We start from the raw sequence: 26,997 nt of genomic DNA on the forward strand, positions 1-26,997 counted from the left end.
ACCATCGACGTCTAGTCCCATACCCTCGGGGTATAAAGCGCTTATTGCCCTAAGTCGGGCCGAGGCGTATACGGTATCTTTTCTTCCTCATATAGCCGATAGATAAGCTCGAGCATCTCCTGGATGTCTCGCGACTCATCGAGCATGCGCATGCTCATAATGATGGGCGACACGATAGTTGGGTCATCCAGTTCTACATAGCTTACGTCCTCGCGCTTTAAACCATAGACGCTGCTCGGTACAACCGAGATTCCTTCGCCTGCGGCTACGAGACCGAGCGCGATCTGCAGTTCTCGGACCTCGTAAATCTTTGCAGGTTTGAGTGCCCGGTCCTGGAAAGCCGAAAGAACCTGGTCCGCGTAGCTCGGCCGAGGGGAGGCAGGAAAAATGATCAGGGTCTCGTGGATCAGGTCTCGAAGAGAAATTAGAGGCTTGGCGAGCGACAGAGGATGGCCCACGGGAAGCGCGACCATCATCCTTTCTTCACGAAGAACTACGCGTCGGATATTTGCGTCCTCGTGTCGAATACGACCAAATCCCACATCGATGCGTCCGTCCTTCAGCGCACTGATTTGATCCATTGTTGACATCTCGTGCAGGCTCAGTTCGACTGTGGCGTTCTCGTCCCGGAAACGCCGGATGATCTTCGGGAGCATGCCGTACAAGGTCGAACCAACGAATCCGATGGACAGACTACGCTCGATGTTCCCGACGCGCCTCGTCATTGATTCAAGCTCGGCCGTCTGGGCTAGCAACTGCACAGCGTGGGAATAAAAGAACTTCCCCGAGTTCGTCAGTTTCAGCGGGCGCGAGTTGCGTTCGAACAGTTGTACTCCGAGAGCCTCTTCGAGCTGCTGTATCTGACGGCTCAGCGGCGGTTGTGCAATGCACAATCTCTCGGCCGCCCGCGTGAAGTTGCGTTCCTCGGCCACCGCCACGAAGTAGCGGAGATGTCGCAGCTCCATTTCAATACCTCCTGGATATGGACCGATACTAAATCAGTGTTGGACCGGTCCTTATTCCGTCCATTATCCTGCCTTCACGCTTTGTTTCAACACTCGCTCATACCTTATGAGCATTCAGAGCGAGCGATGAGACAAGGGTTAACCCCCACGAAATTCTAAAGAGATTCAGGAGTAGACATGAGCACCAAAGTGTTCGACACGAAGGAAGTACAGGATCTGCTGGCTGCTGCTGCAAATAAAAACAGCGCGGAAGGTGACGCTCGAGCAAAGCAGATTACCTATCGCCTGTTGAGCGACCTGTTTCGGGCTATCGACGATCTGGACATGACGCCTGACGAGATCTGGGCGGGTGTGAATTACTTCAATAAGCTCGGCCAGGACGGTGAGGCGGCGTTGCTCGCGGCTGGCTTGGGCTTGGAAAAATACCTCGACATCCGCATGGATGCAGCGGACCGTGAAGCGGACATCCACGGAGGCACGCCGCGTACCATCGAGGGGCCGCTGTACGTAGCCGGCGCACCGGTGCGCGACGGTGTGTCCAGGATTGACGTCAATCCCGACGAAGATGCGGGCCCGCTCGTCATTCGTGGCACTGTGACCGGCGCCGACGGCAAGCCCGTCGCAGGCGCTGTGGTGGAATGCTGGCACGCCAACTCCAAGGGCTTCTATTCCCACTTCGATCCGACCGGTGCGCAGAGCGACTTCAATTTGCGCGGTGCGGTCAAGACGGGATCTGACGGGAAGTACGAGTTCCGTACGCTGATGCCCGTGGGCTATGGCTGTCCGCCCGATGGTGCGACACAGCAGCTTCTGAATGCGCTCGCCCGACATGGGAACCGTCCGGCGCACGTCCACTTCTTCGCCACGTCAGAGAACAATCGCAAGCTGACGACCCAGATCAACATCGAGGGCGATCCGCTAATCTGGGATGACTTCGCTTACGCGACACGGGAAGAGCTCGTTCCGCATGTGGTCGAGAAGACGGGCGGTGCAGCTCTGGGACTAAAGGCCGACGCCTACAAAGAAATCGAGTTCAACATTGAGTTGACTCCGCTGGTCCAGGGCAAGGACAACCAGGTTGTCCAACGCCTACGCGCGTCGGCAGCAGCGTAACTGCCCAAACGTGGCGGCTATCCACTAATCCTGTCGCCGCTACCTTCCTCCGAATCTTAACCGAACCGATGCGCGTGCTCCGCCCGGAGCACGCGTAGGAGAGAGCTCATGTCTGCCACTATCGACAAAGCCCGTCAGCTGGATGACCTGCTGAGCAACGCCGTGCAGGACGACAAGGAAAACGGTGTTTTCCGATGCCGCCGCGACATTTTCACCAATGCTGACCTCTTTGATCTCGAGATGAAACACATCTTCGAGAGCAACTGGGTATATCTGGCGCACGAGAGCCAGGTCCCCAACAACAACGACTATTACACCACGTGGATTGGCCGTCAGCCCGTGGTTATCACTCGCGACAAGACCGGTGAGCTGAACGCGGTCATCAATGCTTGTGCTCACAAAGGCGCGATGCTGTGTCGTCGCAAGCATGGCAACAAAGGCAGCTTTACCTGCCCGTTCCATGGCTGGACTTTCTCGAACACCGGCAAGCTGCTCAAGGTAAAGGACGAAAAGACCACTGAGTATCCGGTGCAGTTCAACAAGCAGGGTTCGCACGATCTGAAGAAGGTGGCGCGCTTTCAGAACTATCGAGGCTTCCTGTTCGGCAGCTTGAACGCTGACGTCATGCCCCTTGAAGACTATCTTGGCGAGACCAAGGTCATCATCGACCAGATCGTTTCTCAGGCACCGGATGGTCTCGAAGTGCTGCGCGGTAACTCCTCGTACATCTACGACGGCAATTGGAAGATGCAGATGGAGAACGGCTGCGACGGCTACCACGTCAGCACCGTTCACTGGAACTACGCTGCGACGATGGGCCGGCGCAAGGTTGAAGGCACCAAAGCGGTTGATGCGAACAGCTGGAGCAAGTCGGTCGCCGGCGTGTATGGATTCGAGCACGGCCACATCCTGCTGTGGACAAAGACGATGAACCCGGAAGTGCGGCCGGTGTATCAGCATCGCGATGAAATCAAGGCGCGCGTCGGTGACACGAAGGCCGACTTTATCGTCAATCAGACTCGCAACCTGTGTCTTTATCCGAACGTGTTCCTGATGGATCAGTTCAGCACGCAGATCCGTGTGGTTCGACCCATCAGCGTCGACAAGACCGAAGTCAGCATCTTCTGCTTCGCCCCGAAAGGCGAAAGCGCAGAAGATCGTGCAATTCGCATCCGTCAATATGAAGACTTCTTCAACGTCTCCGGCATGGGCACCAGCGATGACCTGGAGGAATTCCGCGCCTGTCAGTCCGGCTATGCAGGTTCGACGACGATGTGGAACGATCTGTCGCGCGGCGCTCCGCTGTGGATTCACGGACCTGACGACAACGCAAAGAGCATGGGTTTGAACCCTCTCATCTCGGGTGAGCGCAGCGAAGATGAAGGCCTCTTTGTGGTCCAGCACGAATACTGGGTGCAGGTGATGCGTGACGCCCTGAGCAAAGAACAAGCGGAGGCAGCGGTATGAGTTTCGACCATCAGAAGATCTGCAACGCGCTCTATCAGGAAGCACGTTTCCTCGATGATCGCCAGTGGGACGAGTGGCTCGCCTGCTACACGGAGGACGTCACCTATTGGATGCCCGCATGGGACGACGACGACCGGCTCACGGACGACCCCCAAAGCCAGATTTCGTTGATGTACTACCCGGACCGCGGCGGCCTCGAGGATCGGGTGTTCCGTATCAAGACAGAGCGAAGCGGCGCATCGATGCCTGAGCCGCGCACCAGTCACAACGTTACGAATGTGGAAGTGCTGGCCGAGCGTGAGAACGAAGTGGAGGTTCGATACAACTTCAACACGCTAAGCCATCGTTACAAGGTTACCGATCAGTTTTTTGGCACCATTTACGTCACCTTTCGTAAGGTGGACGACCGCTTGTTGATTTCCAGCAAGAAGATTGCGCTGAAGAACGACTATATCCGCCAGGTGCTCGACGTCTACCACGTTTGATGCCATCGGTCGGAACGAGACAGGAAGTAGGAGGCAAATATGTCTAGCTTTAACGTTGCACTGAACTTTGAAGACGGCGTGACTCGCTTTGTCGAATGTAAAGCGGGCGAGAAGGTCCTTGACGCGGCGTTTCGCGCCAAGATTAACCTGCCGATGGACTGCTCGGACGGTGTTTGCGGCACCTGCAAGTGCCGTGCAGAGAGCGGCAGTTATGACCTCGGAGACGACTATATCGAGGACGCGCTGACCGAGGACGAAAAGGACAGCGGCCTGGTGCTCACCTGCCAGATGGTGCCCAGCAGTGATTGCGTTATTGCTGTCCCGGCATCGTCTACGGCGTGCAAGACTGAGCAAAGCAAGTTTGCTGCAACAGTGACGAAGGTCGAACAGCACAATGATGCAGCGGTTGTCCTCGAGTTGGACGTGCACACCGCCCCTCCGGTTTTCCTGGCCGGCCAGTACGTCAACATCGACGTTCCCGGCAGCGGCAAGCACCGCTCGTACTCGTTTTCGTCGGCGCCGGGCGAATCGAAAATCAGCTTCCTGATCAAGAAGATTCCCGGCGGCGTGATGAGCACGTGGCTGGAGTTGGCACAGCCCGGCGACAAGGTTGAGCTGGTTGGTCCGCTGGGCAGCTTCTATCTCCGGGCAGTCGAGCGTCCGCTGTTGTTCCTGGCTGGCGGCACGGGCTTGGCCCCGTTCCTGTCGATGCTGGAAGTTCTCGTGCGCGCAAACTCGCAACAGAAAGTCCATCTCATCTACGGTGTCACGCGCGATCTGGACCTGGTACAGGTCGAAGCAGTCGAGGCGTACGTTGCTAAGCTGCCGAACTTTACGTTCAGCACCGTTGTTGCGGAAGATGCTTCGAGCCATCCGCGCAAGGGCTGGGTGACCCAGCACATGCCAGCCGAATGTCTCAACGACGGCGATGTTGATGTGTACCTCTGCGGGCCTCCGCCGATGGTCGACGCGGTGCGCAAGTATTTCGACGAAAATGGTGTGAAGCCCAACAGCTTCCATTACGAAAAGTTCACCCCCAACGCAACTCCGGTGGCCGCATGAGTGACGCGCGATTCGAAGGGAAGGTAATGGTCGTAACCGGTGCGGCCCAAGGTATCGGGCGCGGCGTGGCTCTGCGCGCAGCCGCCGAAGGTGCGAAGGTTCTGTTTGTCGACCGCGCCGACTTCGTCTCCGATGTCGCTGCCGAAGCGACGGGGGCTGACACCGCCGGCTTCGTTGCCGATCTCGAGACGTACGAAGGCGCGGCCGCTACGATGGCATTTGCTGTGCAGAAGTTTGGCCGAATTGACATCCTGGTTAACGGGGTGGGCGGTGCCATCCGTATGCGGCCCTATGCCGAGTTCGAGCCGGCTCAGATTGATGCGGAAATCCGCCGCTCACTTATGCCAACCTTGTACGCCTGTCACGCAGTTCTTCCGCATATGCTTGCGCAAGGTCGCGGAACCATCGTCAACGTTTCCTCCAATGCAACGCGCGGTATCCGCCGTGTGCCGTACTCGGCTGCCAAGGGTGGTGTTAACGCAATGACCCAGTCGCTCGCAATGGAATACGGCGAGCACAACATCCGAGTGGTCGCTGCTGCACCAGGTGGAACCGAGGCGCCTCCGCGGCGCGTGCCTCGCAATGCCGCCGGCGATAGCGAGCAAGAGAAGACCTGGATGGGCGAAGCAGTGAAACAGGTCAAAGAATCGAATTTTTTCAAGCGTTACGGGACGCTCGACGAGCAAGTCGCTCCCATTCTCTTTCTTGCTTCTGACGAAGCAGGCTACATCACCGGCGCCGTGCTGCCCGTTGCAGGTGGCGACAACGGCTAAGGCTTAGAGAACAATTACGAGAAGGAGACGCCGCAATGAACGAACGTAAAGCCATTGTTCCCGCGGGGATGGAAGCGGTGTACGAAAAGATTCACTACGCCCCTGCAGTGAAGGTCGGGAGCACGGTGTATGTGTCCGGGCAGATTGGGCGTGACACCGACATGAAACTGGTGGAGGCTCGCGAAGCGCAGATTGTCCAGGCGTTCGAAAACCTGAAGACAGTGCTCGAAGCTGCAGGCGCAACGCTCAGTGACGTGGTTGACGTCACCAGTTTCCATACGGACATGCGTGACCTTCCGCTGTTCATGGAGGTCCGAGACCGATACCTCAATACGCATCCCCTGCCAGCATGGACCGCCGTAGGCGCACACATGCTGGGCGGTGCGGCCGGCTACATCGTGGAAATCAAGGCTGTCGCAGTGCTGTCCGAATAGTCGTGGATCTTCCAATTTCTGACACGGAGTCGGCGTGTCAAGCCAGGTTCGCCAACGGGCAACACGCGATGTTGTTGCGGTACTTCCAGATCGAGCAGACGACGTGGCACGACTGGGGATTGTGCTCAAACACGCAGAGCCCATCGTCACTGTCATTGGAAAGGGAAGACGATGGAGAACGAGATTCTTCGTGAAGCGGTGGAGGTAGAAAAGTCGCGAAAATGGATTGCGCGCTCACCCTCATTGCCAGGGGACGCGACAACGCGGGGTGGCTCGCGAGCGTGACGACATAGGTGAGTGCTGAACAGCGATAGTAGCTGTCCTGCGGATTGCCCTGGACAACAGAGGGGTAAGGTTCCCGCCACGGGAAGGGCGTTACAGGCGTCGTTGGAGAAATGACCACCTCGAAGCGTGAAAATGCCGACTGGAATCGCTGAAAAATCCATGTCAGTTCTGCCTGCGGCCATGAGCAGCCTTTCAGAGTTCGTGGCACTTTGTCGCTCACTCGACCGGACATGGCTAAATATGCAATTGGAAGGACCTGAGGTTTGCGCCAGCAAACTTTGCCCGGCTTCGTATGTCCACCTGTATGGGTTGCCATGCGGTACGCTTTCGGTCAGCGTCGCCTGGAACCGCGCACGCGACTATCAGAGAAGATCGTTGATCCTATCGACGCCGGTTTTACCCGTCGCGCCAGTAACCAGGAATTTGGGTTGTCGCATGCGACCGCTCCAAAACTCGAACAGGCACGATCGCGTGCATAGCCCGCGACCGATCGGCTTTCCTCCTGTTCCGAGTCCTTTCCGCCATGTGTCGGCATAGACGGATACATGGCACTTTCAAAAGGCGAGGCCGGCAGCCACGCGCATGCTGGTCTACAGGGTGACCTGGGCCGGAATATCGCGCACCACTTCAGTCAGTTTGCCGGAATTGATCTCGTAGAAGAAACCATAGAGCTTGACGTTCTTCGGTACGGCCGGGCTGGCACGAAGCAGTTCGACATCGTGTTTGATCGACTCCTCGAAATTCGAAATGGCGAGGCTATCGTGATCGAACATCGTTGAGATGTCGGCGTGATGGTGATCATGGAACTCGTCAACGAGGGCTTCAGGCGTGAAAGCCGTTGCGCCGCAAAATGAGTGATGCACCACCACGACGTTTTGAACCTTGAAGAGATAGTCCATCGTTGCGACCGACTGCAGAGCCGAAAGGGCGCGCCCCCCCCGCGTTCGACACGGCGAACAACGTACGGGTGTTACCGATCCGGTTACCGGCTTCATCAAGAATGTTTTCACCCGGATAGACCTCATCTGCGTATTTCACACCAAGCTGGACAGTGATTTCGCGGCAAGCTGGACAGGCATTTCACGCGAAGGTGGACACGGATTTCACGGCAAGCTGGACAGCGATTTCACACGAAGCTGGACAGTAACGCTCTGATGTAGCGACGCGGGTCAACCGTGGCACGCTCGACGATTTCGTCGAGAGGCCACATGGCATATCCAACGTTGACCATGCGTAAAATTCGTGAAGTGCTGCGCCTGCATTTCGACTGCGGGTTTAAGCAGCGTGAGATTGCCCGGGCAGTCGGTGCCTCTCCAACGACAGTCGGACAGTATGTGCGGCGCATGGAGCGCGCAGGGCTTACCTGGGCGGTGTCGGCGACGCTGTCCGACGATGAACTCGAAGCGCTGCTGTACCCGCCGCCACCACAGGTCGAGGGGCAGCGGCCCGAACCCCACTGGCCCACCGTCCGTCGCGAGCTCTCGCGCAAGGGCGTCACGCTGGATCTGCTGTGGAACGAGTACAAGGCCGAGCATCCGGACGGCTATGCGTACACGTGGTTCTGCACGCACTACAGCCAGTGGGCCAGCTCGTTGCCCCTGACATTGCGCCAGACGCACGCTCCGGGCGAGAAGCTGTTCGTCGACTACTCCGGCGACAGGGTCGCAATCATCGATGCGGCGACGGGCGAGATCCGTGAGGCGGAGCTCTTCGTCGCAGTGCTCGGCGCGTCGAACTACACGTACGCCGAAGCGACCTGGACGCAGCAGTTGCCGGACTGGATCGGCTCGCACGTGCGTGCGTTCGAATTCATCGGTGGCTGTCCTGAGATTGTCGTGCCGGATAACCTTAAGTCAGGCGTACACAAGCCCAGCTTCTATGATCCGCTGATCAATCGCACCTACGCAGCAATGGCCGCGCATTATTGCGTCACTGTCCTCCCGGCTCGCAGCGGGAAGCCCCGCGACAAGGCAAAGGTTGAACAGGGCGTACTCCTGGTCCAGCGCTGGATTCTCGCCCGGCTGCGCAAGCAGCGCTTCTTCAGTCTGGCCGAGGCGAACCGGGCAATCGCCGGATTGCTCGCCAGCCTGAACAACAAGGCCTTCAAGAAGCTGCCGGGTTCGCGCCGCAGCGCCTTCGAGGAACTTGACCGTCCGGCGCTCAAGGCGTTGCCTGTGCTGCCGTACCAGTACGCCGACTGGAAGGTCGCCCGCGTCGGCATCGACTATCACGTCGAACTGACTGGTCATTACTACTCGGTCCCACATCGCTTTGCGCGCGAACAGGTTGACCTTCGTTACACCACATCGACGGTCGAGATCTTCCATCGCGGCAAGCGTATCGCCGCGCACGCAAAGAGCGACCGGCGCGGCGCCCATACCACGCTCAATGAACACATGCCCGCTAACCATCAGGCCGTCACTGGCTGGGACCCACAGCGCCTGCGCAACTGGGCGGACAGCATCGGCCCATACACCGCCGCAGTCATCGAGCATCTGCTGGGCGGTCGCCAGCATCCGCAGCAGGCCTATCGCACCTGTCTTGGTGTGCTTCGGCTCGCAAAGGACTATGGCAACGAGCGACTTGAGGTGGCCTGCTGCCGCGCCATCGATCTCAAAGCGCCGGGGTACAAGTTCATCGCCTCAACGCTGAAGAACGGTCTGGATCAGCAACCCTCGCCGACATCTGCACAGGCCGACTTACCGCTTACGCACGCCAACGTGCGTGGGCCCAACTACTACCATTGAAGGAGAAATATGCTCAGACATCCGACCATCGAGAAGCTGCACGAGCTACGCCTGAGCGGCATGGCCGCCGCGCTCACCGAGCAGCAGGGACTCGCCGACATCGAAGCAATGAGCTTCGAGGAACGACTGGGTCTGCTTGTTGAGCGAGAGTCCAGCGTGCGCGAATCACGGCAGACGACGGCGCGGCTACGCCGCGCAAAACTGAAGTTCCCCGATGCCGTGCCCGAGGACATCGACTACCGCTCGGCACGGGGACTCGACCGCAGTCTCATCGGCCAGCTGCTGACGTGCAACTGGATTCGCGAGCGCAACAGCACGGTGATCATAGGCGCCACCGGTCTTGGCAAGACCTGGCTGTCTTGTGCACTGGCCAACCAGGCATGCCGTCAGGGCTTCTCAACGCTGTATCTGAAAATGCCCCGGTTGAACGAGGATCTTGCCATTGCCCACGGTAGTGGCCGCTACGCACGCCTGCTGGCGCAGTGGGCAAAGACGGACGTCCTGCTGATGGATGACTTCGCGATGGCGCCCATGAGCGACGGCGCCGTGCGCGACCTGCTGGAGATTCTTGATGATCGTCACGGCCACCGTTCGACGCTTGTGACAAGTCAGATTCCAATTGAGAACTGGCACGCGGTACTCGGGGATCCGACGCTCGCCGACGCCATTCTCGATCGACTCGTGCACAACACCTATCGCGTCAATCTCAGCGGCGAGTCGATGCGCAAACACAAAAAGAGTTTGACCGACAAACCCCGATCAGAGTAAAAATCGGAAACCCCGCGTCGCTGCGCTCCGACTGTCCAGCTTCGCGCGAATCAGCCGTCCACCTTCACGCGAAACGCGTGTCCAGCTTCCACGAATTACGCACTCATCCTCGAAATAGTCCGCGACAGCCTGCGGTATTTCAGATGCCCTCGGGTCAAAGCAGTGGATCACAATGGTCTTCATCGGGATGAAATGACTGAATCCCTGAAAGTTCGACTGATCGAACCACGCCGGGTCAAACCACGGTTGTGTCCTGAATTCGAATTCGCTGTATTGGCTCATTTGCCTTGCTCCACTCTGTGCGTTCCTCGATTGATCGGAAGGGCAGCGTTTTGGTGCTGCGTTTGCTACCGAGTATAGGTTTGTCGATCTGCGGCACAAATGACATTGCGCCCTCGATTTCTGCCAGCGCTCTACTGCATGAAGCAGCGACTCATTCGTCGAACGGCGCCCAATCCAGCACGACTGGTGCATCCACGATTGTGAGCGGCGATCGATTGTGCGCAACGCGCGAGCAAATGTGGAACCAGTGCGGGTACGGCTGTTTGCAGTCGACCTCGTAGTTGAGCATTTCGTTGAAAGCACGCTTGAAGTTTCGCCGCGGGTATCGTCGTAGCACTTCGGCGACGTCCGCGGGGTCAAGGTGCGCGCCGGCCACGCCGGAGACGTCGTATGCCAGCCCGAGCTGCATCAGGCGGCTGGTATCGCCCCTGAACTGATTCATGTCCCACGTATGGAGCGCGATGTTGTCCCAAACCTTTTGCGCGCGATCTTCCGATAGTCCCCGCTCGACGAGGAACGTCCGCGCCGCCGTCGCACCTTCAATCTCGAAGCGATGCGGGCCAGGTGCATGGTCAGTAAGACCTAGATCGTGCAGCACGGCTGACATAAACATCAACTCGCTGTCCACCTTCGTCGCTTCCTGTTGCGCGAACAGTTCGCCGAACCAGTAGCACCGCATCACATGGTTGAAGAGCGTCTCATTCGAGACGGAGCGTGCAAGCTCTTCAGCCGCACGGACAAGGCTGCTGTCCGGTACCTTGATATCTGATATCACGATATTGTCCTGTCGATATGGCTATTGAAACTAGCTGATTCAGTATAGGACCACGAATCATTTCATAAATGACATCCGCACCTCGTTTTCTGCCAGCACGCTAGTCCGCGCTCTGAGCGACGTCTTGTTTTTCTATCCACCATCAACGCCGAACCGGCGGCGATATTCGCCTGGCCTCAGGCCGGTGATCCTGTGAAAGACCTTCCGAAAAGCGCCCGGATCGCCGTATCCAACTTCCCAGGCGATGGCATCAATCGCCAGATTTCCGAACTGCAACATCTCGCGCGCTCTTCCCACCCGCACTCTCTGACAGTAGTCGATGGGAGTGAGCCCCGTCGCCTTGCGAAAGCGACGCAGGAAGGTTCGCTCCTCCAAACCCGCGTTCAAGGCCAGCGAAGCAAGCGACGCGTCCTTCGCGCCGGTTTCCTGGAGCCAATGCTGAACCTTGAGCACCGCCGGATCACCGTGCGTCAGATTCGGTGAAAAGACGCTGTAATACCGCTGCTCGCGGCCAGGCGGATCGACGAGGAAGAATCGAGCGGTATCGCACATCACCGTGGGACCCAGAAAGCGATCGACAAGCTTCAGGCCGAGATCTGTCCAGGCCATCATGCCGCCGGCGCTGACGATATCCCCGTCATCGATGAGCAGCCGGTCGACGTCGAGCAGCACGCCGGGGAATCGCACACGAAAGGCATCGGCGAGCGCCCAGTGGGTGGTAGCGGAACGGCCGGTCAGCAACCCGGTTTCCGCGAGAAGAAAGGCGCCCCCGCAGACGGATGCAAGCGTTGTCCCCGCGCGATGCTGGTTTATCAGCCATTCGACGAAGGGCGCTGCCTGATCGGGTGGGAGCGGGTCACCGAGGCAAGGCGGCAAGAGCAGGACCGTCGGAGCGCCATTGTGTTGGCTGGCAGCGCCGACGTCCCGAACGGGTATCCTGTTCGGTCCCTGTTGCCGCCATTGACTGACGACCAGCGAGACAGTGTCCCGTTCGCCCCGCTGCGCGGCGAAGCGATTTGCGATGGAGAACAGATCGACAAGGCCATAGACGGCGGCGAGCTGTGCGCCCGGAAACAGCACGATGCCTATTTCGGTTTTACGCTGCATCGCATGAGATAGTGTTCGACGACAGAGAAATGCTAGCTCGACGGGCGGATATCGGAAATGACATGCACCACCGCAAATTCTGCCAGGGGCTAATGCGCGTGACAGATCGAAGCGCGGTAAAGGAACTGATGCTTGAGCAGCGGTGCCGTGTCGGGCGCTACCGCGATCCAGATACCCATCACAGCAAGGAAAATCCCAACCGGTGCCATTAGCTTCTTGCCGTGAGGCAACATCTTTTCCGCGAACATCATGACGGTCAGCATGGCCATCCACGAGAAGCTCATGGCGCCCACCGCGAACATCACCGCCATCAGGGCCCAACAGCATCCGACGCAAACGAGCCCGTGCCGGAAGCCCATGACAACCGCTCCGCCGTCGCCGTCCCTCCAGTAGCGGGAAAAGAATGAGAGCGGCGAACGGCAGCCCGTAAGGCAGGCGTGCTTGAGGCTCGAAAACTGGTAGAGACCTGCCAGCACCAAAACGGATGCGGCCAGATACGGTCCGGCGCGGTTCCAGGCGATCCATTCGAGACCGGCCGAACGAACCACCGAGTCCAGAAAATAAGCGCCCAGCCCGTACGCGATCCACGCAATGCCATAGCCAGCGATGAAGGACGGGATTCGACGTCGGCGCTCATTAGCAGTCTTGCCGCGGCCTCTGAGCAGAATGCCGAACGCTGCGACATAGTTGAGCTCGGACGGCAGCATCATGGCGGTGAGCATCACGACCCAGCCGATCAGGAACATCGGCAGATCATGCAGCGGCGTTCCGGGGCCTTCGTCCATCCCGCCCATCGAGATCAACAAGGCGAACCAGGCGGCGACGCTGAGCCCGACGATCGCGATCGTCCAGCCCGGCGTTGCCGAGCCGCGTCCAAGCGACTTGATGGCGCCGCGCGATGCGGTAACGAGGACCTTCATGATCGATCCGGTCCATGCCAGTCGAACGGGATGTGCTTGCTCGCCTGGCCAGCCGGGATGTTTTGCTCAAAGCCGAATGCCGTCCAGCGGCCACCCGTGCCCTTGCCCCATGTCACCGGCGCGTCGGTCGGACCCACTTCGCTGCCCGGCGGATTGAAGCTTTGCAGCAGCTTCGACTTGTCGGACGTCGGCCCGTAAAGCGGCTTCCCGCTCGCGTCGACGCGGTCGTCGACCTTGACGCTCCACCGCTCGAGATCGCTGTCGATCTCCACCGAAATGTCGGCGAACTCGGCGCCGTTGACCTGGCGGACGTGCGCCGGCACGAATTGGCTCATCCAGCTTCCGGCTTTACCTGTGAAAATGTTGACGAGTGCTTCCCGCTGGGTGTCGTTCGCCTTCGCGTCGAAGAAGAATCCGCAGTCGAGTTTTGCTTCGTCCCAAAGATTGCCATCGAAGCCGGCGAGCAGAACGACATAGAGGCCGGTCATCGGCACACCGCCATAGTGCCCGGAGTTAATCCGGTACGCCCACAGCACTTCACAGTGATTGTTCGTCGGGGCCTGTGCAAAGGTGCATGGGCAAGGCGAGTTGCATGAGCAGACGTCGAACCATTCGCCCGCGATATGCCAGTCAGGGATATTTACTACAGAGGTTTGCTCGGTCATCGAATACTCCAGGCGCTTCAGACACGTTTCGAATTTGCACAGGCATCATCCGGCGCGAGCGATCTTCTGCCAACGGGCAATATCGACATAATCAGTGGCGATCCCGACATTCCGTTCCAGCAGACCTTCAGCCGATTTTTTCCACGCTTCACGGGGCCGCACTCGACCCGGCGTGGTCAGGCGTTCACCTCCATCGCCGTGCACCGCGGCCAGAGATCGGCAGAAAAAGAGGAGTGGTTGTCATTGCTGTCCTACGCCAAATGCCAGTAACGTGTTATCTGGTCCACGTCCGATCGCCGCAGGCCGGTCTTGCCGCGGTGCATGCCGGTGGACGTGGTTGAATCTGTGATCCGGGCAAAGCCCTGCACTTCGATACGTCAGCAAATGTCTAGAACCGACAATTCGGACGGGCAAGCGCCGCGCAAGGTTGTCATCGTCGCCTACGACGGTGCCAAGCTCATGGACATATCCGGTCCGCTGCAGGCCTTTAGCGACGCTTGCTTTGAAGACGGTCATCCTGCGTATCAGGTGGTTCTGACCTCCGAGGCGGGTTGCCCTGTCCCCACGGACACACGCGTGAAGCTGGAAACGGTCCGCCTCGATGACGCAGTGATCGACTCCGTCGACACGCTGCTCGTTGCTGGCGGCGACCTGATCATGCATGCCTCTGCGCCCTGCAACCGCCAGATAATGCGCAAGAAGTACGAATACCCCGACCTGGAGAAACTACGCGAGACCGCCGAGCGTGCGGAGGAGCGCCTGCGTGCCACGGAAAAGCGTGCGCTGCTCGAGATCGATCGCGAGCTGGGCGCGGTCGCGAAGCTGCAGAAGGATCTCGACGAGACGACGAAGCGGGCCGACCGGCGTGACGCCGAGCATCAGCGTGCGGTCGATGCGCTGCAGGCGCAGCATCGGTGATGCGCGCCATCAGGCGGGCGTGCTGCAGGGCCGGCTAGTGCGATGCAGGCCACGAATCAGACGCTGCAGCACCAGCTGGCGGCAGTCCATCGGGCCGATGCACGCGAGTTCGCGTGCCGCGAGGTGGAGCCGGTCCGTGCGAAAGCCACCCCGGGCCGGTCCTCTGCGGCGCGCCCGCCGGCGAGTCGTCTGGCAGCAAGGCAACTGCGGCGCCCGTGACGCCAAACAAGACGGGAGTGCGGCGCAAGCGGGGCAGGACGGATGACAGGTAGCACGCGCCCGCGCGACAGACGCAAGGCGCCGGGCTGTCCGCCGATCAGGGCGCTGATGCGATCGCGAGCGCACCGTGCGCGTGGTCGCCGAGGCGAGCGGCCAGCGCGTATTGTCTCCGCACCGCGGAGACAATTACGAGCCCCTGACCGCTTGTCCGGGAGTCACCATCTTGAAGGCCTGCGCGTACAAATGGTTGCCGCAACTGGGTACCGGACGGGAGCTTCGTAGTCAAACCCTCCGATGCCGTGCTTTACGAACGCTCTCGATCCAGCGCATGCCGTCATGTGGCATGCACCGGAAGGCCGACGCGCGTAAGGACTTCTTAGTGCAGCGTGTACAGAGTCTGCGGCCCGTCGACATAACGCGTCATGGCGATCTTCAGGATCGCTTCACGATGCCGGTCGAAGGAGGCCAGCACCTCGGCTTCGTCAGAACCGAGAGTGGAGTCGAAATTCTTTAGTACGCGGTTTTCCACGAAGAAGGTAATCTCGCGTGCGTTGTCGTAACCCCAGAACCACACGCCATGTTTGGTCTCGTCATAGCTGCGGCTGGGGTTGGAAAACCTGAGTGCCATGTGTCGCCCTCCCTTCGACGCCTTTGATGGACCGGATTGCACGCGCACTACCAGCGCGGAGCGCTCCGCTAGTGCGTATCGCCTTTCATGTTCTCGGCTTCCATCGCTGCATGCAATTCCTCATACGCCTCAATTGGCTCCATGTCCTGATCGACAAACGCCGCCGCGTGCTCAGCGGCGGTCAACGCGCCGTCCGAGATGTCGTTCTCGCTGTCGTCCTCAGTACTTGGCGGAAGCAGCATGTCCTCGAGCATCCCGCGCAGCTCGGGCGTGTTCCATGGCTTGCCCAGCTTGGCCTTCCTGTGCAGATAGTGACGAATCTCTGAGTCTTGCTCGGCCGTGAGCGGAAGCCCGCGAAAAGTGAGGTCCGAGTTGTGATGGATCATCTTGCGCCTCCCGAACGGTCTGCGCGTTCAATGTAGAAGTATCAGTTCCCTGCGGTGAACGTCACAAGTTGCGTGTAATCACTGCGCCTCGTGTCTGCGGCCGACCGGTTTAGGACTTCTTCTTGGCGACACCTTCGTTCACAAACCGCGAATGAACCGTGCCCGACGGGGTCGCCGGCACCGACGGCTTCCTGGGCTGTTTCGGTTTTTTCGCTTCGCGAGTGCTGCGTAGTTGACTCTTGGCCATGGTATTGCTCCTAGCGCGTTGCGTGCCAAGCCGGCATTCCCAGCATACGCGCTTAGCGCAGATGATGCAGCAATTCGATGGTCAGTCTCCGTTCGAACAGCCGTACCGACCCATCGGGTTGGACGTTGCAAACGGGTCAACGGACTGCGGACATTTGTGGTTGTCTATTTGGGGATCGGATTGCGCCAGTCGTAGTAGCCGGGCCGGGGGGCAGCTCGCACGACGGCGAATTCGTGGTCTAGCTGCCATGACCGAATACCCGATGAACGAGACGCAGCTTCTGCATGCCGTCGCCGAACATGACGCCTTCCTCCACGTAGCGGGAACGGCCGACCTTGATCGGCGCGGGAAGAATTTCCCGGAATTGGTCCAGATACGGTCCGTACGGATCACCGGCGGCGGGTCGAACTCTCGTTTCAGCCATTCATCAAGTCGGATTTGCATTCGGTGCCTCAGTGTTTTCTCGTTGTTCCGTTTACTCTCTGGGAGCCATACGGCGTAGCCGCGGAGGCCGCCATCAGGTGTCGATCGAAAACTTGCGCGCGGAGGGGCGAAAATCCCCTTCAGCGAAGAAGCCGCAATTGAGGCATTGCGAAATCTGACCTGGGAGGTGATCGACGCCGACCTCGTCAATAACGGATGAGTCAGCGTTCCCATCTTGCTCTCGATATTTGATGTTGGTAGTCATGCTAGGATCCCTCGAAGACTCCGAGCGGGATCTACCTTATGCCTAGCCACAATTTCAGGTACAAAGAAGTCAACTACAGCGTATATGTGACCGAACAGAAGGACGGGAGCTGGGACTGGGCATATACGATGACTAAGCCCCCCGTTTACTGGAGGAATCAAGAGACGTCTGCGAGAATTCAGGAGCAGGCAATCGAGGAGGCTCGTTTTGACGCGGAACGACGGATTGATGCGATGTAGTCGTTTCATCAGTTCCAGCGGGCCGCGTCGCCACGCTGGATCAGCCGCGTTGTCGAATACATCGGTGAGCGACGCGCAGAACATGCGCCGGCGGCGGCCATGCTCTTCGAAAAATTCGGCGTGCGCCGCGGTCCACTGCCGCAGCTTGCGAAAGTTAGCGGCAGATGTGCGGCGCCGCGGCGCGCCCGGCCCCCAGTTGATCGAAGTGCCGCCGGCGAAGCGCGCATTGCTCGCCTCGGCATGGCAGTGATCGCAGCCGAGGCCGGCCTTCTGGCAGCCTTTCCCACGGGTTGAACGTGTGATCCGTCCACTCGATCTTGCTGTTCTCACTCATGCTAGGATTCCCGGGTCAAGGAGGGGATATGACTCGCAATACCGTTTGGTCTGTGTTGGACGAATCCATGTCGATGGCGATCAAGTTCAAGCTTGAGGTCGATGGCGTCGTCCACGATGCCAAAATCAGCTACGAAGCATTGCGCGACCATTTCGGTGCAGATGATGCGGCCGGGAGCGAGGAAGCAGCCTTCTATGCCAACGCAGACAGGATTCGAGACGTAGCCGCTGCGAAAGTCGTGCGAGGGGAGCGAGACCCGATTACCATGCGGTCGCGAGACTTTTAAATCTGTGCCTCTCACGACTCATCTCCCTTCTCTCCGGATGCCACGATTGCGGCCGGCCGCCACTCGATCAACGGCTGATTACTGCGCACATATAGCGGGTGGCGGGGCGAGCCATCCTTCGTAGTGCCGAGACACCAGAGGCGCGCGCCAGCGTCGATCAAGATGCTGGTGACACGAGCGGCGCGTCCAGGCTCGGCATTCGATCCCCACGCGCACACAACGTCGCCACGCTCGCGCGCGAAGTTCCACAGGTAGTCATCGCTGTCAAGGCCGACCGGATCGGGATGCGACCAAAGCACCGCCGGATCGGTTGCGCGCAGTGCATACAGGTTCGCCACGGCGAGGCCGTCGCAGTCCCAGAGCTTCGCGAACTCCCGGCAGCGCCGGATCGTCGGATCGTCGAGCGTCGCGTCCGCTGTGCTCGGATTCAGCATCACGAACAAGGCGGTCGATTTCATGGGCGAGAGCGACTCTGCCGCGCGTGTCAGTAGATAGCGATATGTGCCACAAGGGCTGATGACGGCACTCATGCTAGGATTCCTCGCAAAACATCCGGGAGACCACAGCCATGTCGAAACCCATGATTTCGCCAGAAGAGTTTATTGCCGAAGTGAATAAGCGGTTGCCGAACATCGGTGGATATGCGACTGGGATGAGTGTGTCTCTGTATCCAGAGGGAAGCAACGGCGCGACCGCAAGCGGATATAGTTTGGAAACCGATACCATCGAGGCAAGAGCGGTCGTTGGAACCGCCGTCGCGCAGGTGCTTTTGGAGTTCGACATAGACCCGCACATCTCGCGAACAACCTGATTCGATCTGCTGCTCAACTCCGCAAGTTTGCTTAACAGTTGAAGGAGCGGGAGTCCCGACGTGGAACTTTGGATTCAACCATGCGCGCCATGCGCTGACCTTTATGGACAGCCGTCGACGGTCCATCCACACGATACCTTGTCTCTGATCGTAGCCGGCGCAGTGAAGGACACCCAGGTTGAGCAGCACTACACCTGCACGCGATGCGGTGCCGCCTTCGCGCGTATCCTTAAAGGCGAGCCGCGAAAACAAGTTTGGATGCTGCTGAACGCTGGGCAACATTGAGCTGGAGCGCGGGCCCGTGCTAACAAGCTACTTAAAGAACAACAATCCTGAATTGCCGCGCCGACCCTCGGAGCCCAGGCAACCGCCCAGGCGGCGCAGACGGCGACGGAGATAGCCATGTGGACTTGCCGAAACTGCAATGCACGTTTCTCGTTCGATCAGGTCGAAGTCCAAGCCGACGAAAGCGGATTTTTTTTCATTTGTCGCGACTGTGACTACCGAAATAAGCTGGTGAACGTCGGTCCGGACTCGACGGGAAGCCCGCAGCTTGTCCAGTGCGACGATGAATAAATCAGCTCTACAGAGACGACCATGCAGTTCGACTACAAGGGGTTCCATATCAACACGTCGCCTCTCGATGAAGGCGGTCGCTACTACGCCCGCGCGAAGATTTTTCGACGCGACCCGACAGGCGGCGAAGCCAGAGAAGTGAAGTATTCGGGGGATCTCGGCGATTACCCCCTCCGACGCGGACGCTATCGAAGCGGCGCAGCGTTGGGCGATCCAGTGGTGCGACCATAACGGCGCTTAGGCCGCCTGCTGCGATTACTCGAGAACCAATATGGAGATGAACGTGGCCGAGCGCCTTTCCCCAGCAGCGGAAACGGTGTTGGCAGAGATGAACCGACACCCGTCGGGCGTCAGTAGCCGCCCAGTCAACTGGGACGTCGCGCGGGAACTCGAGACTGGCGCTCAATGCGCTGATGGAAGACATCCGTGTCGGGTCGGTCCGCATTTCCCGGATCATCCGGGCGATGAAATCCTACTCGCACATGGACCAGTCGCCGCAGCGGGAGGTCGACATCCATGAAGGCATTGACGATACCGTCATCATCATGCAACACCGGTTCAAGCAGGGTGTCACCGTTCATCGCGACTACGATCGCAGCCTGCCGCATCTGACCGTGTACGGCAACGGACTCAATCAGGTGTGGGCCAATCTGATTGACAACGCCATGGACGCCATGAGTGGCAGGGGCGACATCGTCGTGAAGACATACCACGAGATGAACGAGGTAGTCATCGAGTATGCGACGCGGTGACGCTCTCGCCAGGGCCGTTCACCTGGTCATGGGAACACATCGTTCGCGGTCTCATCACGCGTGTAACGGCAGCTGTCCGGCGCTATTTCATTCGACTCTGCAAAGTGCGATGAGCGTATGCATCGACGGGCCATATTTTCAGCGGCATACCTTCGAAGCCATACTGAAGAACTGATCGCTGCGGTTAGCGCGAGTGGCGGACCGGTGTTCATTCGCGACGGCGGCGTCGCAAAAGTAGTTCTACAGGATGTTCGCTCCTATGAACAGATGCAACGGTCGCTCACGCTTCTGAGACATTTGGCATCCCGGGCAGAAAACACTGATATGCAAACCTACCGCGAAATTCTCGAGGTTCTGGACGAAAAGGGGAACGCCAGCCAGGCGTAGCGACTGCGAGGTAAGCAAAGACTTCAGGGCAATCGCGATTCGCATGACGCAAAAGTCCGCGAGTGCTTCTTTGCCTTGTCTGACCAACGGCCTCGTTTGCGATTCTGAGAGGCGGGCGTATGCAACATGGATGTGCTCATGAAACTCATTCTTAACTTGCCACTATCAGCTAGGCTATGGACGGGTCTGGCGTGTCGTTCAGTTTCGTGATTCCATATTTGGTCGAACGTGCCGCTCAATGTCGAAGAGTGGCATGTGCATCACTGGCGGTGAAAGATTTGCCTCGACCTGAAAAGGTGCTGACGTGCACATGGTATAGCTGTCGTTGGCCATGGTTCGCCAATGAGAAGCTTGAGATAGACCGGTAGGGCTATGTCCGGGCAGCGGGATGAGTCGACGCCGCAATGTCAGCGAAGATTGTGTCTGCACGGACACAACCGGAATCAGTGTGATGCTTCAGCAACGCCGCTGAAAACGCTCTCCGGGTTCGTCGGGTGTACGGATGATCGGCGCGCATGTCACGACGACAGCGTGCGTAGCGAGAACCGCACCCGGCTGTCAGTACACAGTTTCCAGGCTGCTAACGAGTTCGTCGTTGGATGCTGTGGCGAAGCGGTGAGCAGGGATTTTGCTCAGCAGGTCGAGGAGCGTATCCAATCGCTGTCTGTCCGACGCCAATATTCCCCGCTCCTCCAGCAGATTTTCGACCTGCGCGATCCAGTAATCGCGACGGACAAGTCGGGGGTGGGAGATCAGGGCGCTGACGGCCTTCTCCAGTTGTCCGATCTCTATGTTGATCCTGTTCACATGTCCTCCTTTCAGAGTTCCGAGCTTGCCGGCCCCGACGCATCGCCCACGGGTGCCACCGGCTGTCCGTCGAAGCATATGCGGCTGGCCAGAAGCACTCTAGGCGTTTGTGCGCAAACGTTATCCTTCGCGCGTTCGCCCCGTTCCCTGTCGGTTCCTGAGCGTGTAACGGCAGATTCCTGTCACTGCAACACTGGGAGAAACACTTATCGCCAATGGAATTGTGCCGTTACCTCGATATCTGGCGACGCAAGCGTTTCGTACGCTCATGCGCCGCGCGTGCGGCGATGCCAGGTGGCGTACGCCGCGGCACTGCGCAACGTTGCTGACGCAATCGGAGATGGGCGCCAGCAATCATAGAATCATCCCGACAATGGAGTGCGAGCCGGGTTGCCGCACCTGTCACGATGGAGCTGTGCGGAGGCCGCGTTCGCAACGTGTGGGGCCGGACACAGTAGCGCCGCCAGTTGTTCTGATAGCCTGCCGCGGTGACTGAATTGCACCGCGCAATGCGCATTTCAATGCTGCACGGACATACAAAGAGGAGGGCGTCACGATGCTGAAATGGCTGATACACCGGGCATCACATCGTTCCACTGGCCCCGAAAGACTGGCCGAACATGCGCTGCGCGAGTTGCGCCTGGAACTTTACCGCGCGGAGCAAGGTATCTTCGATGCACACATGCGGGCGGACTACTATCGCTCGCGCATTGTTTTCTGCGAAGAGGTACTCAAGAAGGGTATTGAGCAGGTATCCGATGTTCGCCGGGCATATCAGGAAATATCGCCGCGCTTGCGTTCCGAGTTGAAGCCTTCCGGTGGGCAACCCGTAGTGTCCAGTGAACCCGTCGCAACACCCCCCGATCCGGCCGTCAGCCGGCCAGTATTCGCCGCCAGGGGCGGATAAGAGCATGTACTGTTTGCAGACCCGGTTCTTCACTGCAAGCGCCAGCCGGCGAAGCGGTTGGTGGGGCCGGCAGAAACGGCTAGCGAGACAAATTCAGACCAAACGCGATGTAGTAGACGCAAATGTGATGCGCTGGCAGCGTAAGCACATGACGGTGAGTTGATAGCAGGAAACATCGCAAACTCGGCATGCCTCGAGCTCGATAGCAACCCCGCATAACACGTGGATGGATGTCTGATTGCTTGTCACAGGTTGAATATTTGTCACTCGCATTTCTAATTGTGTGTCCCTTGCACTCATGAACTGCAACTCATGGAAGAAGAGTGCAACGATGGCGATGCCGACTGAGATGGACACGATATTGACGATTCACGCCATCGTGTTGAGCACCGCAGTCCGCTTGACGCCATCCCGGCGACAACGTGGCGCACGCGAATTACCAGGTCGCGCGTGAGTGGCTTGCCGACGCCGCGTGCCGCGCGCCGTGGCAAAACCGTCCGGTCGAAAGGCTGAAAAAGCACGTCACTTCAAGTTCTTACTGTTTCCGCCGATATCCAGTTCAGATCTGCAAGCCGGCGACACACATTTCTCGCCATGGCTTGCGAAGAAGCGCGAATCTGGCGCCCGACGGACCCGCTTCGCCCTTCACAATGCCAACGGACGTTCGGGCGACACGACGTGGCGCAGTTCACGCAAGGACAAAAACGTTGGGCCGTGCGCGTGGATCTCTGACTACTACGTCCGCAGCTCCTTCGAAGGGATCTCGGGTGATCCCTCAGTGATCGACCGCCTCGTCTGGTCCGTTTGACGCAAAGCATACCTAATGAACAAGAAGCGAAGTCTCGCCGTATATCTTTCCGCAATGCTGATCGCTGCAATTGCGCCGAGTTGTCTGGCCGCGTACACGACCGACTGGCTGGCCAATACATTCGGGACCAATTCCACCCGGGTGGGGAGCGTCGCACGTTCCATGTGGGTAGCGCCAGAGGGCATCATCTATACAGCTTCGATGTGGGACGAAAATGAGGGCGGCGTTGCAATCTATGCGAACGGTCAAAGCATCGCGTCCATAGGAGGACACGGCGAGTTTCAGGGCAGCGCCATTACCGGCAATGCGATGTCGATCTTCGTTGCCCTTCAATATAGCGCGGCTTATGGCAGTGGTATGGTCGGTCGCTATGATCGAACCAGTCGGGCCCGCGATCTGCTTGTCCCGGTCAGCACGACAACCACCGAGAAGCGTGCCGATGTCGTTACGGGACTCGCGACGTCGGGCGCATTGCTGTACGCGAGCGACTTCCCGGGCAATCGTGTCCGTGTCTACACCACCGCTGGCGTCTGGCAGCAGGATATCAATGTCTCAGGTCCCGGGGCGCTCGCCGTGGACGGAGCGGGCAATATCTGGGTGGCCCAGAAGAGCACGGGCACCGTCCTTGAATTCGATCCGACAGGTAGGCCGCTGAACACCATCCAGATGTCCGCTGCCTCGCGACCGTCTGCGCTGTATTTCGACGCGGCGAGTGGTCAGCTCATGGTCGGCGACCAGGGTCCCGACATGAACATAAAGATCTATAACGTCTCAGGCGCGCCTTACCCGGTCGGCACGTTCGGCATACAGGGCGGCTACCTCGACACGACCTCCGGCATCAAAGGCCAGGTCGGCGACAAGCGGTTCACCCGCGTCGCGGGCATCGGTAAGGACTCCGCCGGCAACCTGTATGTACTCAACAATCCATGGGGCGGCACCTGGGATCTTGGCCGCGACGGCGGCACCGACATTCATGCGTACGACCGCTACAACCACCTGCAATGGACGCTTCAGTCCCTCAACTTCGAGGGAGTCGCCGCTCCCGACCCCGGCACGGATGGCATTTATTTCTATGGAGGCACTCACATCTACACAGGCTCCGCTGGTGGAACTTTCGTTGCGAACACGGTTGACCCGATTGCCTATCCGTCCGATCCACGAGTCAACCTCAATGACCCGGGACGCGGTGAGCACTTCGGTCAACTCGCCGTCGTTGGCGGCAATCGAATTCTGGTTGCCACGGGTCAGAATCCGGATACCTTCTACTTCTTTCATTTCAACGCTGCGAATGGCTACATCGCGATTCCGGATGCCGCGCTTCCTGGGGCCGCGTTCAATACCGCCGCGAAGGTCAGGAACGGCTTCTTCCTCGACAGCAACGGAGACATCTGGGCCGGTTTGGATAAAACGAATGCCATCTGGCGCTATCCGCTGACCGGCTTTGACGCCACCGGCAAACCGGCATGGGGGCCAGGCATTCCAACTTCGATTCCGGCCACTATTGCACCATTGACGCGAATCATCTACCTGCCGGAAAGCGATACGATGATCCTCGCGCAGGGCATTGCCGGGAGCACAGACTGGACGTCGATCGGTTCGCGGGTCGAGGTGTATCACGGCTGGCGCGCTGGCAATACCACCACGCCCAATCCGGTGATCAACATCAGCAGCGCCAACCCCAAATCCATTTCAGCATCAGGCAATTATCTCTTTGTCGGATATGTGCACACCGTGCCGAACATCGATGCCTTCAATCTCAACACGGGAAGCCTGGAGGCGACATTGAACAACAGTAGCCCGAATACCGTGTATGTGGGCAACGATGTCGATTCGATGTACGGCTTGAGTTCATACCGACGATCAATCGGTGATTACGTCATTACGAAAGACAACTACAACGGTTCCAGTGTGGTTGTGTATCGCTGGGCGCCATGAGCAAAGGCAGACACGGTGACGGCAATGAATTACCATGCGCTCTTGGCTTTGCGGGCGCAGATTATGCAATGCGAATGAGCGAAAGTGATTCGTTAGCGAACTCACACGTAGTCGACTTTATTTTGCCCTCGTATCGTCATTGCCGCCCTTTAAGTTCTTTCCGTCGTAACGTTTTGTAAGAGAGGCAGCGTCGCCAAGCAAGACTGCCCGTCGTTTCCACACGCCACATTGCCGCTTGCTTATTCGGGTAACGTCATGGAGGCGTTTGTGAAAAGTATTCTCAACGGAATTAGTTCTTCAACGTTTAAAGGCGGCTTGCTGTGCGGCGCCGTTTCCGCCGCGCTTGCCGCGGCCATCTGGCCAGTTGTCGCGCGGAGCGAGCAGCAGGCTGCGGCGGCGGTGAACACCGCGTCGCCGATCAAGCACGTCATCGTGGTTGTCGGCGAGAACCGGACGTTCGATCACGTATTCGGCGCTTTCACGCCACGCCGTGGGCAGACGGTGGCGAATCTGCTGTCTAAGGGCATCATCACGGCCGATGGCCACCCCGGGCCGAACTTTGAACTGGCTGCGCAACACACGGCCAGTGCGACAGACCCGAAGCGCTTCGAGATGGCGCCCGGCGGCAAACAACCCTATACGGTGCTGCCGGCACCCAATACGGGCGGTACGGCAAGCGCGCCGAGCGATACCAGCCCGCCGCCATTCGCAACGCTCGCTACGGCGCAGGCCATCGAAGGCTCAATGATAGAGCCTTGGGATGTTGTGCACCTGACCACGGGTGCGAGCGGCTTGCCCCAGCATAGCGTCGATACGCGCTTTGGTTCGAACACGTATAACCTCCCGAACGGACCGTATCAGATCTCGCGCGTCGGTCCGGACTATGACCAGTACATCAACAGCCCGGTGCACCGCTTCTACCAGAACTGGCAACAGGCCGACTGCAGCATTGATCACGCCACGCCCGATAATCCGAGTGGTTGTCAGATGGATCTGTTCGCGTGGGTGGAAACGTCGGTGGGCGCTGGTTCGAACGGCAAGCCTCGGCCCGCGAACTTCAGCGACCAGACGACCGGCGAAGGAGCGACCGCACTCGGCTATTACAACGTGAATACCGGCGACATGCCGTACTTCACGCATCTCGCGCGCCAATTCACGATTAGCGATAACTATCATCAACCGGTGATGGGCGGCACGGGCGCGAACAGCATCATGATTGGCACTGCCGATGCGCTCTACTACACGGATGGCAACGGCAACACCGCGAAGCCGCCGGCGGATCAGATTGAGAATCCACTGCCGCAGCCAGACACCAACAACTGGTATACACAGGACGGCTATTCGGGAGGCTCGTATAGCAACTGCTCGGACAGTCATCAGCCTGGTGTCGGCGCGCTGCGTCACTATCTGGATCGCTTGCCGTACAAGCCTGAAGCGAAGTGTGCGCCGAACACGTATTACCTGCTGAACAACTACAACCCTGGCTACAACGGGGACGGCACGGTCAATACCAGTCCGTTCACAATCCCGCCGTCTCCAGTGAGGACGATCGCCGATACGCTGATCGAAAAGAATATCTCGTGGAAGTACTACGGCGAAGGCTGGAATACGTTTGTGAAGACGCCGGCCACGAGTGTCTACTGCAATATCTGCAACCCGTTCCTGTATGAAACCACGATCATGACGAACCCCGCGCTCGTCAGGGCACACCTGCAGGACACGAGCGATCTGTACACGGACATTGCGAATGGTACGCTGCCAGCGGTGTCGTTCGTTAAGCCGGGTGGTCTGCTCGACGGGCACCCCGAGTCATCCAAGTTTGGGCTCTTTGAATCGTTCGTGCACAAACTCGTCGAAAAGGTGGAGCGCGATCCGAACCTGTGGAGCTCGACAGCGATCCTGATCACGACCGACGAAGGAGGTGGCTACTACGACTCAGGCTACATCCAGCCACTCGATTTCTTCGGCGATGGCCCGCGCATTCCGATGATCGTCGTGTCGCCATACTCGCGTGGCGGCCGTGTCGTGCACCAGTACTCCGATCACGTGTCGATCGTGAAATTCATCGAGCGCAACTGGCATCTGAAGCCGATCACGCACAGAAGCCGCGACAATCTGCCGAATCCGATCCAGTTGCAAACGAATCCGTACGTGCCCGTCAATGCGCCCTCGATCGGCGATCTGTTCGATGCGTTCGAGTTTCCGCGCACACCCTGATGGA

At 58.8% G+C, this 26,997-nt stretch carries 31 protein-coding genes and 3 pseudogenes; 18 read left to right on the forward strand and 16 right to left on the reverse strand.

The window, feature by feature from the left end; genetic code table 11:
• Positions 1–41 precede the first annotated feature (41 nt).
• Positions 42–965: a LysR family transcriptional regulator gene (locus FRZ40_RS41860; protein WP_035544017.1), complete on the reverse strand. Its 924-nt coding sequence runs from the start codon at positions 963–965 to the stop codon at positions 42–44.
• 177 nt (positions 966–1,142) lie between these two features.
• Between FRZ40_RS41860 and catA the strand changes: the two genes are divergently transcribed.
• The 6 genes from catA to FRZ40_RS41890 all read left to right on the forward strand — a co-directional run bounded on the left by catA (position 1,143) and on the right by FRZ40_RS41890 (position 6,299).
• Positions 1,143–2,078, forward strand: a complete 936-nt coding sequence (gene catA / locus FRZ40_RS41865) for a catechol 1,2-dioxygenase (protein WP_147238201.1) — start codon at positions 1,143–1,145, stop codon at positions 2,076–2,078.
• Positions 2,079–2,186: 108 nt separating this feature from the next.
• Entirely contained in the window at positions 2,187–3,545 is a 1,359-nt protein-coding gene (locus FRZ40_RS41870) for a Rieske 2Fe-2S domain-containing protein (RefSeq protein WP_028370900.1), read from the forward strand.
• A complete protein-coding gene (gene benB, locus FRZ40_RS41875; RefSeq protein WP_147238202.1) occupies positions 3,542–4,030 on the forward strand; it encodes a benzoate 1,2-dioxygenase small subunit in 489 nt (162 codons plus the stop codon). The genes FRZ40_RS41870 and benB overlap by 4 nt, the downstream gene beginning before the upstream one ends.
• Positions 4,031–4,069: 39 nt before the next feature.
• Entirely contained in the window at positions 4,070–5,092 is a 1,023-nt protein-coding gene (gene benC, locus FRZ40_RS41880) for a benzoate 1,2-dioxygenase electron transfer component BenC (RefSeq protein WP_147238203.1), read from the forward strand.
• Positions 5,089–5,865, forward strand: coding sequence for a benzoate diol dehydrogenase BenD (benD, locus tag FRZ40_RS41885; protein ID WP_028370897.1), 777 nt, complete (start codon positions 5,089–5,091; stop codon positions 5,863–5,865). The genes benC and benD overlap by 4 nt, the downstream gene beginning before the upstream one ends.
• Positions 5,866–5,900: 35 nt before the next feature.
• The gene (locus FRZ40_RS41890; protein ID WP_147238204.1) at positions 5,901–6,299 is read left to right on the forward strand and encodes a RidA family protein; all 399 of its coding nucleotides are present in this window, start codon (positions 5,901–5,903) and stop codon (positions 6,297–6,299) included.
• A 37-nt stretch (positions 6,300–6,336) separates the two neighbouring features.
• On the opposite strand, the gene FRZ40_RS46090 is transcribed toward FRZ40_RS41890, so the two are convergent.
• Complete coding sequence (locus FRZ40_RS46090; protein WP_147238205.1) at positions 6,337–6,900, reverse strand: amidase family protein; 564 nt, start codon at positions 6,898–6,900, stop codon at positions 6,337–6,339.
• Positions 6,901–7,174: 274 nt separating this feature from the next.
• Complete coding sequence (locus FRZ40_RS41900; RefSeq protein ID WP_240057497.1) at positions 7,175–7,483, reverse strand: carbonic anhydrase; 309 nt, start codon at positions 7,481–7,483, stop codon at positions 7,175–7,177.
• Positions 7,484–7,792: 309 nt separating this feature from the next.
• Between FRZ40_RS41900 and istA the strand changes: the two genes are divergently transcribed.
• Together istA and istB are read left to right on the forward strand one after the other, a co-directional pair.
• Positions 7,793–9,331 carry an IS21 family transposase gene (istA, locus tag FRZ40_RS41905; RefSeq protein WP_147235074.1) on the forward strand — a complete coding sequence of 513 codons (1,539 nt, stop codon included), beginning with the start codon at positions 7,793–7,795 and terminating at the stop codon, positions 9,329–9,331.
• A 9-nt stretch (positions 9,332–9,340) separates the two neighbouring features.
• Positions 9,341–10,099 (forward strand): IS21-like element helper ATPase IstB, encoded by a 759-nt coding sequence (gene istB / locus FRZ40_RS41910; RefSeq protein WP_137337201.1) that lies wholly within the window; start codon positions 9,341–9,343, stop codon positions 10,097–10,099.
• Here the strand turns inward: istB and FRZ40_RS45625 are convergent.
• The 5 genes from FRZ40_RS45625 to FRZ40_RS41935 all read right to left on the reverse strand — a co-directional run bounded on the left by FRZ40_RS45625 (position 10,091) and on the right by FRZ40_RS41935 (position 13,848).
• The gene (locus FRZ40_RS45625; protein ID WP_240057498.1) at positions 10,091–10,381 is read right to left on the reverse strand and encodes a hypothetical protein; all 291 of its coding nucleotides are present in this window, start codon (positions 10,379–10,381) and stop codon (positions 10,091–10,093) included. The genes istB and FRZ40_RS45625 overlap by 9 nt on opposite strands.
• Before the next feature lie 151 nt (positions 10,382–10,532).
• The gene (locus FRZ40_RS41920; RefSeq protein ID WP_147238206.1) at positions 10,533–11,156 is read right to left on the reverse strand and encodes an HD domain-containing protein; all 624 of its coding nucleotides are present in this window, start codon (positions 11,154–11,156) and stop codon (positions 10,533–10,535) included.
• 132 nt (positions 11,157–11,288) lie between these two features.
• On the reverse strand, positions 11,289–12,263 hold the full coding sequence (locus tag FRZ40_RS41925; protein WP_147238207.1) for a GlxA family transcriptional regulator: 975 nt from the start codon (positions 12,261–12,263) through the stop codon (positions 11,289–11,291).
• 89 nt (positions 12,264–12,352) lie between these two features.
• Complete coding sequence (locus FRZ40_RS41930) at positions 12,353–13,183, reverse strand: DUF2182 domain-containing protein (protein ID WP_193567072.1); 831 nt, start codon at positions 13,181–13,183, stop codon at positions 12,353–12,355.
• Entirely contained in the window at positions 13,180–13,848 is a 669-nt protein-coding gene (locus FRZ40_RS41935) for a DUF1326 domain-containing protein (protein WP_147238209.1), read from the reverse strand. The genes FRZ40_RS41930 and FRZ40_RS41935 overlap by 4 nt, the downstream gene beginning before the upstream one ends.
• Between FRZ40_RS41935 and FRZ40_RS44645 the strand changes: the two genes are divergently transcribed.
• Together FRZ40_RS44645 and FRZ40_RS45630 are read left to right on the forward strand one after the other, a co-directional pair.
• On the forward strand, positions 13,807–14,118 hold the full coding sequence (locus FRZ40_RS44645; protein WP_167528730.1) for a hypothetical protein: 312 nt from the start codon (positions 13,807–13,809) through the stop codon (positions 14,116–14,118). The two genes, FRZ40_RS41935 and FRZ40_RS44645, sit on opposite strands and share 42 nt — an antisense overlap.
• Before the next feature lie 447 nt (positions 14,119–14,565).
• A pseudogene (locus FRZ40_RS45630) lies at positions 14,566–15,038 on the forward strand (DNA-binding protein); the annotation flags it as partial.
• A 323-nt stretch (positions 15,039–15,361) separates the two neighbouring features.
• Here FRZ40_RS45630 and FRZ40_RS41950 read toward each other — a convergent pair.
• The 6 genes and pseudogenes from FRZ40_RS41950 to FRZ40_RS45635 all read right to left on the reverse strand — a co-directional run.
• Positions 15,362–15,613, reverse strand: coding sequence for a DUF1488 family protein (locus tag FRZ40_RS41950; protein WP_028370888.1), 252 nt, complete (start codon positions 15,611–15,613; stop codon positions 15,362–15,364).
• 68 nt (positions 15,614–15,681) lie between these two features.
• Positions 15,682–15,999: a hypothetical protein gene (locus tag FRZ40_RS41955; RefSeq protein ID WP_028370887.1), complete on the reverse strand. Its 318-nt coding sequence runs from the start codon at positions 15,997–15,999 to the stop codon at positions 15,682–15,684.
• 109 nt (positions 16,000–16,108) lie between these two features.
• Positions 16,109–16,246, reverse strand: a complete 138-nt coding sequence (locus FRZ40_RS44650; RefSeq protein ID WP_167528745.1) for a hypothetical protein — start codon at positions 16,244–16,246, stop codon at positions 16,109–16,111.
• A 238-nt stretch (positions 16,247–16,484) separates the two neighbouring features.
• A complete protein-coding gene (locus tag FRZ40_RS44655) occupies positions 16,485–16,670 on the reverse strand; it encodes a hypothetical protein (protein WP_028370886.1) in 186 nt (61 codons plus the stop codon).
• A 93-nt stretch (positions 16,671–16,763) separates the two neighbouring features.
• Positions 16,764–16,934, reverse strand: a complete 171-nt coding sequence (locus FRZ40_RS44255) for a hypothetical protein (protein ID WP_158647082.1) — start codon at positions 16,932–16,934, stop codon at positions 16,764–16,766.
• A gap of 170 nt (positions 16,935–17,104) precedes the next feature.
• Positions 17,105–17,507, reverse strand: a pseudogene (locus tag FRZ40_RS45635) (DUF5131 family protein); the annotation flags it as partial.
• Between the two features lie 28 nt (positions 17,508–17,535).
• Here FRZ40_RS45635 and FRZ40_RS41965 point away from each other — a divergent pair.
• Positions 17,536–17,793, forward strand: coding sequence for a DUF1488 family protein (locus tag FRZ40_RS41965; protein WP_028370883.1), 258 nt, complete (start codon positions 17,536–17,538; stop codon positions 17,791–17,793).
• Positions 17,794–17,804: 11 nt separating this feature from the next.
• On the opposite strand, the gene FRZ40_RS41970 is transcribed toward FRZ40_RS41965, so the two are convergent.
• Positions 17,805–18,323, reverse strand: a complete 519-nt coding sequence (locus FRZ40_RS41970) for a DUF1643 domain-containing protein (protein WP_147238211.1) — start codon at positions 18,321–18,323, stop codon at positions 17,805–17,807.
• A gap of 38 nt (positions 18,324–18,361) precedes the next feature.
• Here FRZ40_RS41970 and FRZ40_RS41975 point away from each other — a divergent pair, with 38 nt between their 5' ends.
• From FRZ40_RS41975 to FRZ40_RS46415, 4 genes and pseudogenes are all read left to right on the forward strand, one after another.
• Positions 18,362–18,604, forward strand: a complete 243-nt coding sequence (locus tag FRZ40_RS41975; RefSeq protein ID WP_147238212.1) for a hypothetical protein — start codon at positions 18,362–18,364, stop codon at positions 18,602–18,604.
• A 597-nt stretch (positions 18,605–19,201) separates the two neighbouring features.
• A pseudogene (locus FRZ40_RS41985) lies at positions 19,202–19,421 on the forward strand (SH3 domain-containing protein).
• Between the two features lie 172 nt (positions 19,422–19,593).
• On the forward strand, positions 19,594–19,932 hold the full coding sequence (locus FRZ40_RS41990) for a sensor histidine kinase (protein ID WP_147238214.1): 339 nt from the start codon (positions 19,594–19,596) through the stop codon (positions 19,930–19,932).
• 117 nt (positions 19,933–20,049) lie between these two features.
• Entirely contained in the window at positions 20,050–20,319 is a 270-nt protein-coding gene (locus FRZ40_RS46415) for a type II toxin-antitoxin system Phd/YefM family antitoxin (protein WP_147238215.1), read from the forward strand.
• A 558-nt stretch (positions 20,320–20,877) separates the two neighbouring features.
• On the opposite strand, the gene FRZ40_RS42000 is transcribed toward FRZ40_RS46415, so the two are convergent.
• On the reverse strand, positions 20,878–21,126 hold the full coding sequence (locus FRZ40_RS42000) for a hypothetical protein (protein WP_064742347.1): 249 nt from the start codon (positions 21,124–21,126) through the stop codon (positions 20,878–20,880).
• A gap of 556 nt (positions 21,127–21,682) precedes the next feature.
• Between FRZ40_RS42000 and FRZ40_RS42005 the strand changes: the two genes are divergently transcribed.
• The 3 genes from FRZ40_RS42005 to FRZ40_RS42015 all read left to right on the forward strand — a co-directional run bounded on the left by FRZ40_RS42005 (position 21,683) and on the right by FRZ40_RS42015 (position 26,993).
• The gene (locus FRZ40_RS42005; protein WP_231516449.1) at positions 21,683–22,033 is read left to right on the forward strand and encodes a hypothetical protein; all 351 of its coding nucleotides are present in this window, start codon (positions 21,683–21,685) and stop codon (positions 22,031–22,033) included.
• A gap of 823 nt (positions 22,034–22,856) precedes the next feature.
• Positions 22,857–24,776, forward strand: coding sequence for an SMP-30/gluconolactonase/LRE family protein (locus FRZ40_RS42010; RefSeq protein WP_147238216.1), 1,920 nt, complete (start codon positions 22,857–22,859; stop codon positions 24,774–24,776).
• Positions 24,777–25,031: 255 nt separating this feature from the next.
• Positions 25,032–26,993 carry an alkaline phosphatase family protein gene (locus FRZ40_RS42015; RefSeq protein WP_147238217.1) on the forward strand — a complete coding sequence of 654 codons (1,962 nt, stop codon included), beginning with the start codon at positions 25,032–25,034 and terminating at the stop codon, positions 26,991–26,993.
• The last annotated feature ends 4 nt before the right edge of the window (positions 26,994–26,997 follow it).

Source organism: Paraburkholderia azotifigens (assembly GCF_007995085.1).
Lineage (GTDB): Bacteria > Pseudomonadota > Gammaproteobacteria > Burkholderiales > Burkholderiaceae > Paraburkholderia > Paraburkholderia azotifigens.

Bases quoted from the DNA above. Each gene is read 5' to 3' on its own strand.
- FRZ40_RS41860 (WP_035544017.1), bottom strand. From the start codon at position 965: ATGGAGCTGCGACATCTCCGCTACTTCGTGGCGGTGGCCGAGGAACGC.
- catA (WP_147238201.1), top strand. From the start codon at position 1,143: ATGAGCACCAAAGTGTTCGACACGAAGGAAGTACAGGATCTGCTGGCT.
- FRZ40_RS41870 (WP_028370900.1), top strand. From the start codon at position 2,187: ATGTCTGCCACTATCGACAAAGCCCGTCAGCTGGATGACCTGCTGAGC.
- benB (WP_147238202.1), top strand. From the start codon at position 3,542: ATGAGTTTCGACCATCAGAAGATCTGCAACGCGCTCTATCAGGAAGCA.
- benC (WP_147238203.1), top strand. From the start codon at position 4,070: ATGTCTAGCTTTAACGTTGCACTGAACTTTGAAGACGGCGTGACTCGC.
- benD (WP_028370897.1), top strand. From the start codon at position 5,089: ATGAGTGACGCGCGATTCGAAGGGAAGGTAATGGTCGTAACCGGTGCG.
- FRZ40_RS41890 (WP_147238204.1), top strand. From the start codon at position 5,901: ATGAACGAACGTAAAGCCATTGTTCCCGCGGGGATGGAAGCGGTGTAC.
- FRZ40_RS46090 (WP_147238205.1), bottom strand. From the start codon at position 6,900: ATGGCAACCCATACAGGTGGACATACGAAGCCGGGCAAAGTTTGCTGG.
- FRZ40_RS41900 (WP_240057497.1), bottom strand. From the start codon at position 7,483: ATGGACTATCTCTTCAAGGTTCAAAACGTCGTGGTGGTGCATCACTCA.
- istA (WP_147235074.1), top strand. From the start codon at position 7,793: ATGGCATATCCAACGTTGACCATGCGTAAAATTCGTGAAGTGCTGCGC.
- istB (WP_137337201.1), top strand. From the start codon at position 9,341: ATGCTCAGACATCCGACCATCGAGAAGCTGCACGAGCTACGCCTGAGC.
- FRZ40_RS45625 (WP_240057498.1), bottom strand. From the start codon at position 10,381: ATGAGCCAATACAGCGAATTCGAATTCAGGACACAACCGTGGTTTGAC.
- FRZ40_RS41925 (WP_147238207.1), bottom strand. From the start codon at position 12,263: ATGCAGCGTAAAACCGAAATAGGCATCGTGCTGTTTCCGGGCGCACAG.
- FRZ40_RS41930 (WP_193567072.1), bottom strand. From the start codon at position 13,183: ATGAAGGTCCTCGTTACCGCATCGCGCGGCGCCATCAAGTCGCTTGGA.
- FRZ40_RS44645 (WP_167528730.1), top strand. From the start codon at position 13,807: ATGCCAGTCAGGGATATTTACTACAGAGGTTTGCTCGGTCATCGAATA.
- FRZ40_RS41935 (WP_147238209.1), bottom strand. From the start codon at position 13,848: ATGACCGAGCAAACCTCTGTAGTAAATATCCCTGACTGGCATATCGCG.
- FRZ40_RS41950 (WP_028370888.1), bottom strand. From the start codon at position 15,613: ATGGCACTCAGGTTTTCCAACCCCAGCCGCAGCTATGACGAGACCAAA.
- FRZ40_RS41955 (WP_028370887.1), bottom strand. From the start codon at position 15,999: ATGATCCATCACAACTCGGACCTCACTTTTCGCGGGCTTCCGCTCACG.
- FRZ40_RS44650 (WP_167528745.1), bottom strand. From the start codon at position 16,246: ATGGCCAAGAGTCAACTACGCAGCACTCGCGAAGCGAAAAAACCGAAA.
- FRZ40_RS44655 (WP_028370886.1), bottom strand. From the start codon at position 16,670: ATGGCTGAAACGAGAGTTCGACCCGCCGCCGGTGATCCGTACGGACCG.
- FRZ40_RS44255 (WP_158647082.1), bottom strand. From the start codon at position 16,934: ATGACTACCAACATCAAATATCGAGAGCAAGATGGGAACGCTGACTCA.
- FRZ40_RS41965 (WP_028370883.1), top strand. From the start codon at position 17,536: ATGACTCGCAATACCGTTTGGTCTGTGTTGGACGAATCCATGTCGATG.
- FRZ40_RS41970 (WP_147238211.1), bottom strand. From the start codon at position 18,323: ATGAGTGCCGTCATCAGCCCTTGTGGCACATATCGCTATCTACTGACA.
- FRZ40_RS41975 (WP_147238212.1), top strand. From the start codon at position 18,362: ATGTCGAAACCCATGATTTCGCCAGAAGAGTTTATTGCCGAAGTGAAT.
- FRZ40_RS41990 (WP_147238214.1), top strand. From the start codon at position 19,594: ATGGAAGACATCCGTGTCGGGTCGGTCCGCATTTCCCGGATCATCCGG.
- FRZ40_RS46415 (WP_147238215.1), top strand. From the start codon at position 20,050: ATGCATCGACGGGCCATATTTTCAGCGGCATACCTTCGAAGCCATACT.
- FRZ40_RS42005 (WP_231516449.1), top strand. From the start codon at position 21,683: ATGCTGAAATGGCTGATACACCGGGCATCACATCGTTCCACTGGCCCC.
- FRZ40_RS42010 (WP_147238216.1), top strand. From the start codon at position 22,857: ATGAACAAGAAGCGAAGTCTCGCCGTATATCTTTCCGCAATGCTGATC.
- FRZ40_RS42015 (WP_147238217.1), top strand. From the start codon at position 25,032: ATGGAGGCGTTTGTGAAAAGTATTCTCAACGGAATTAGTTCTTCAACG.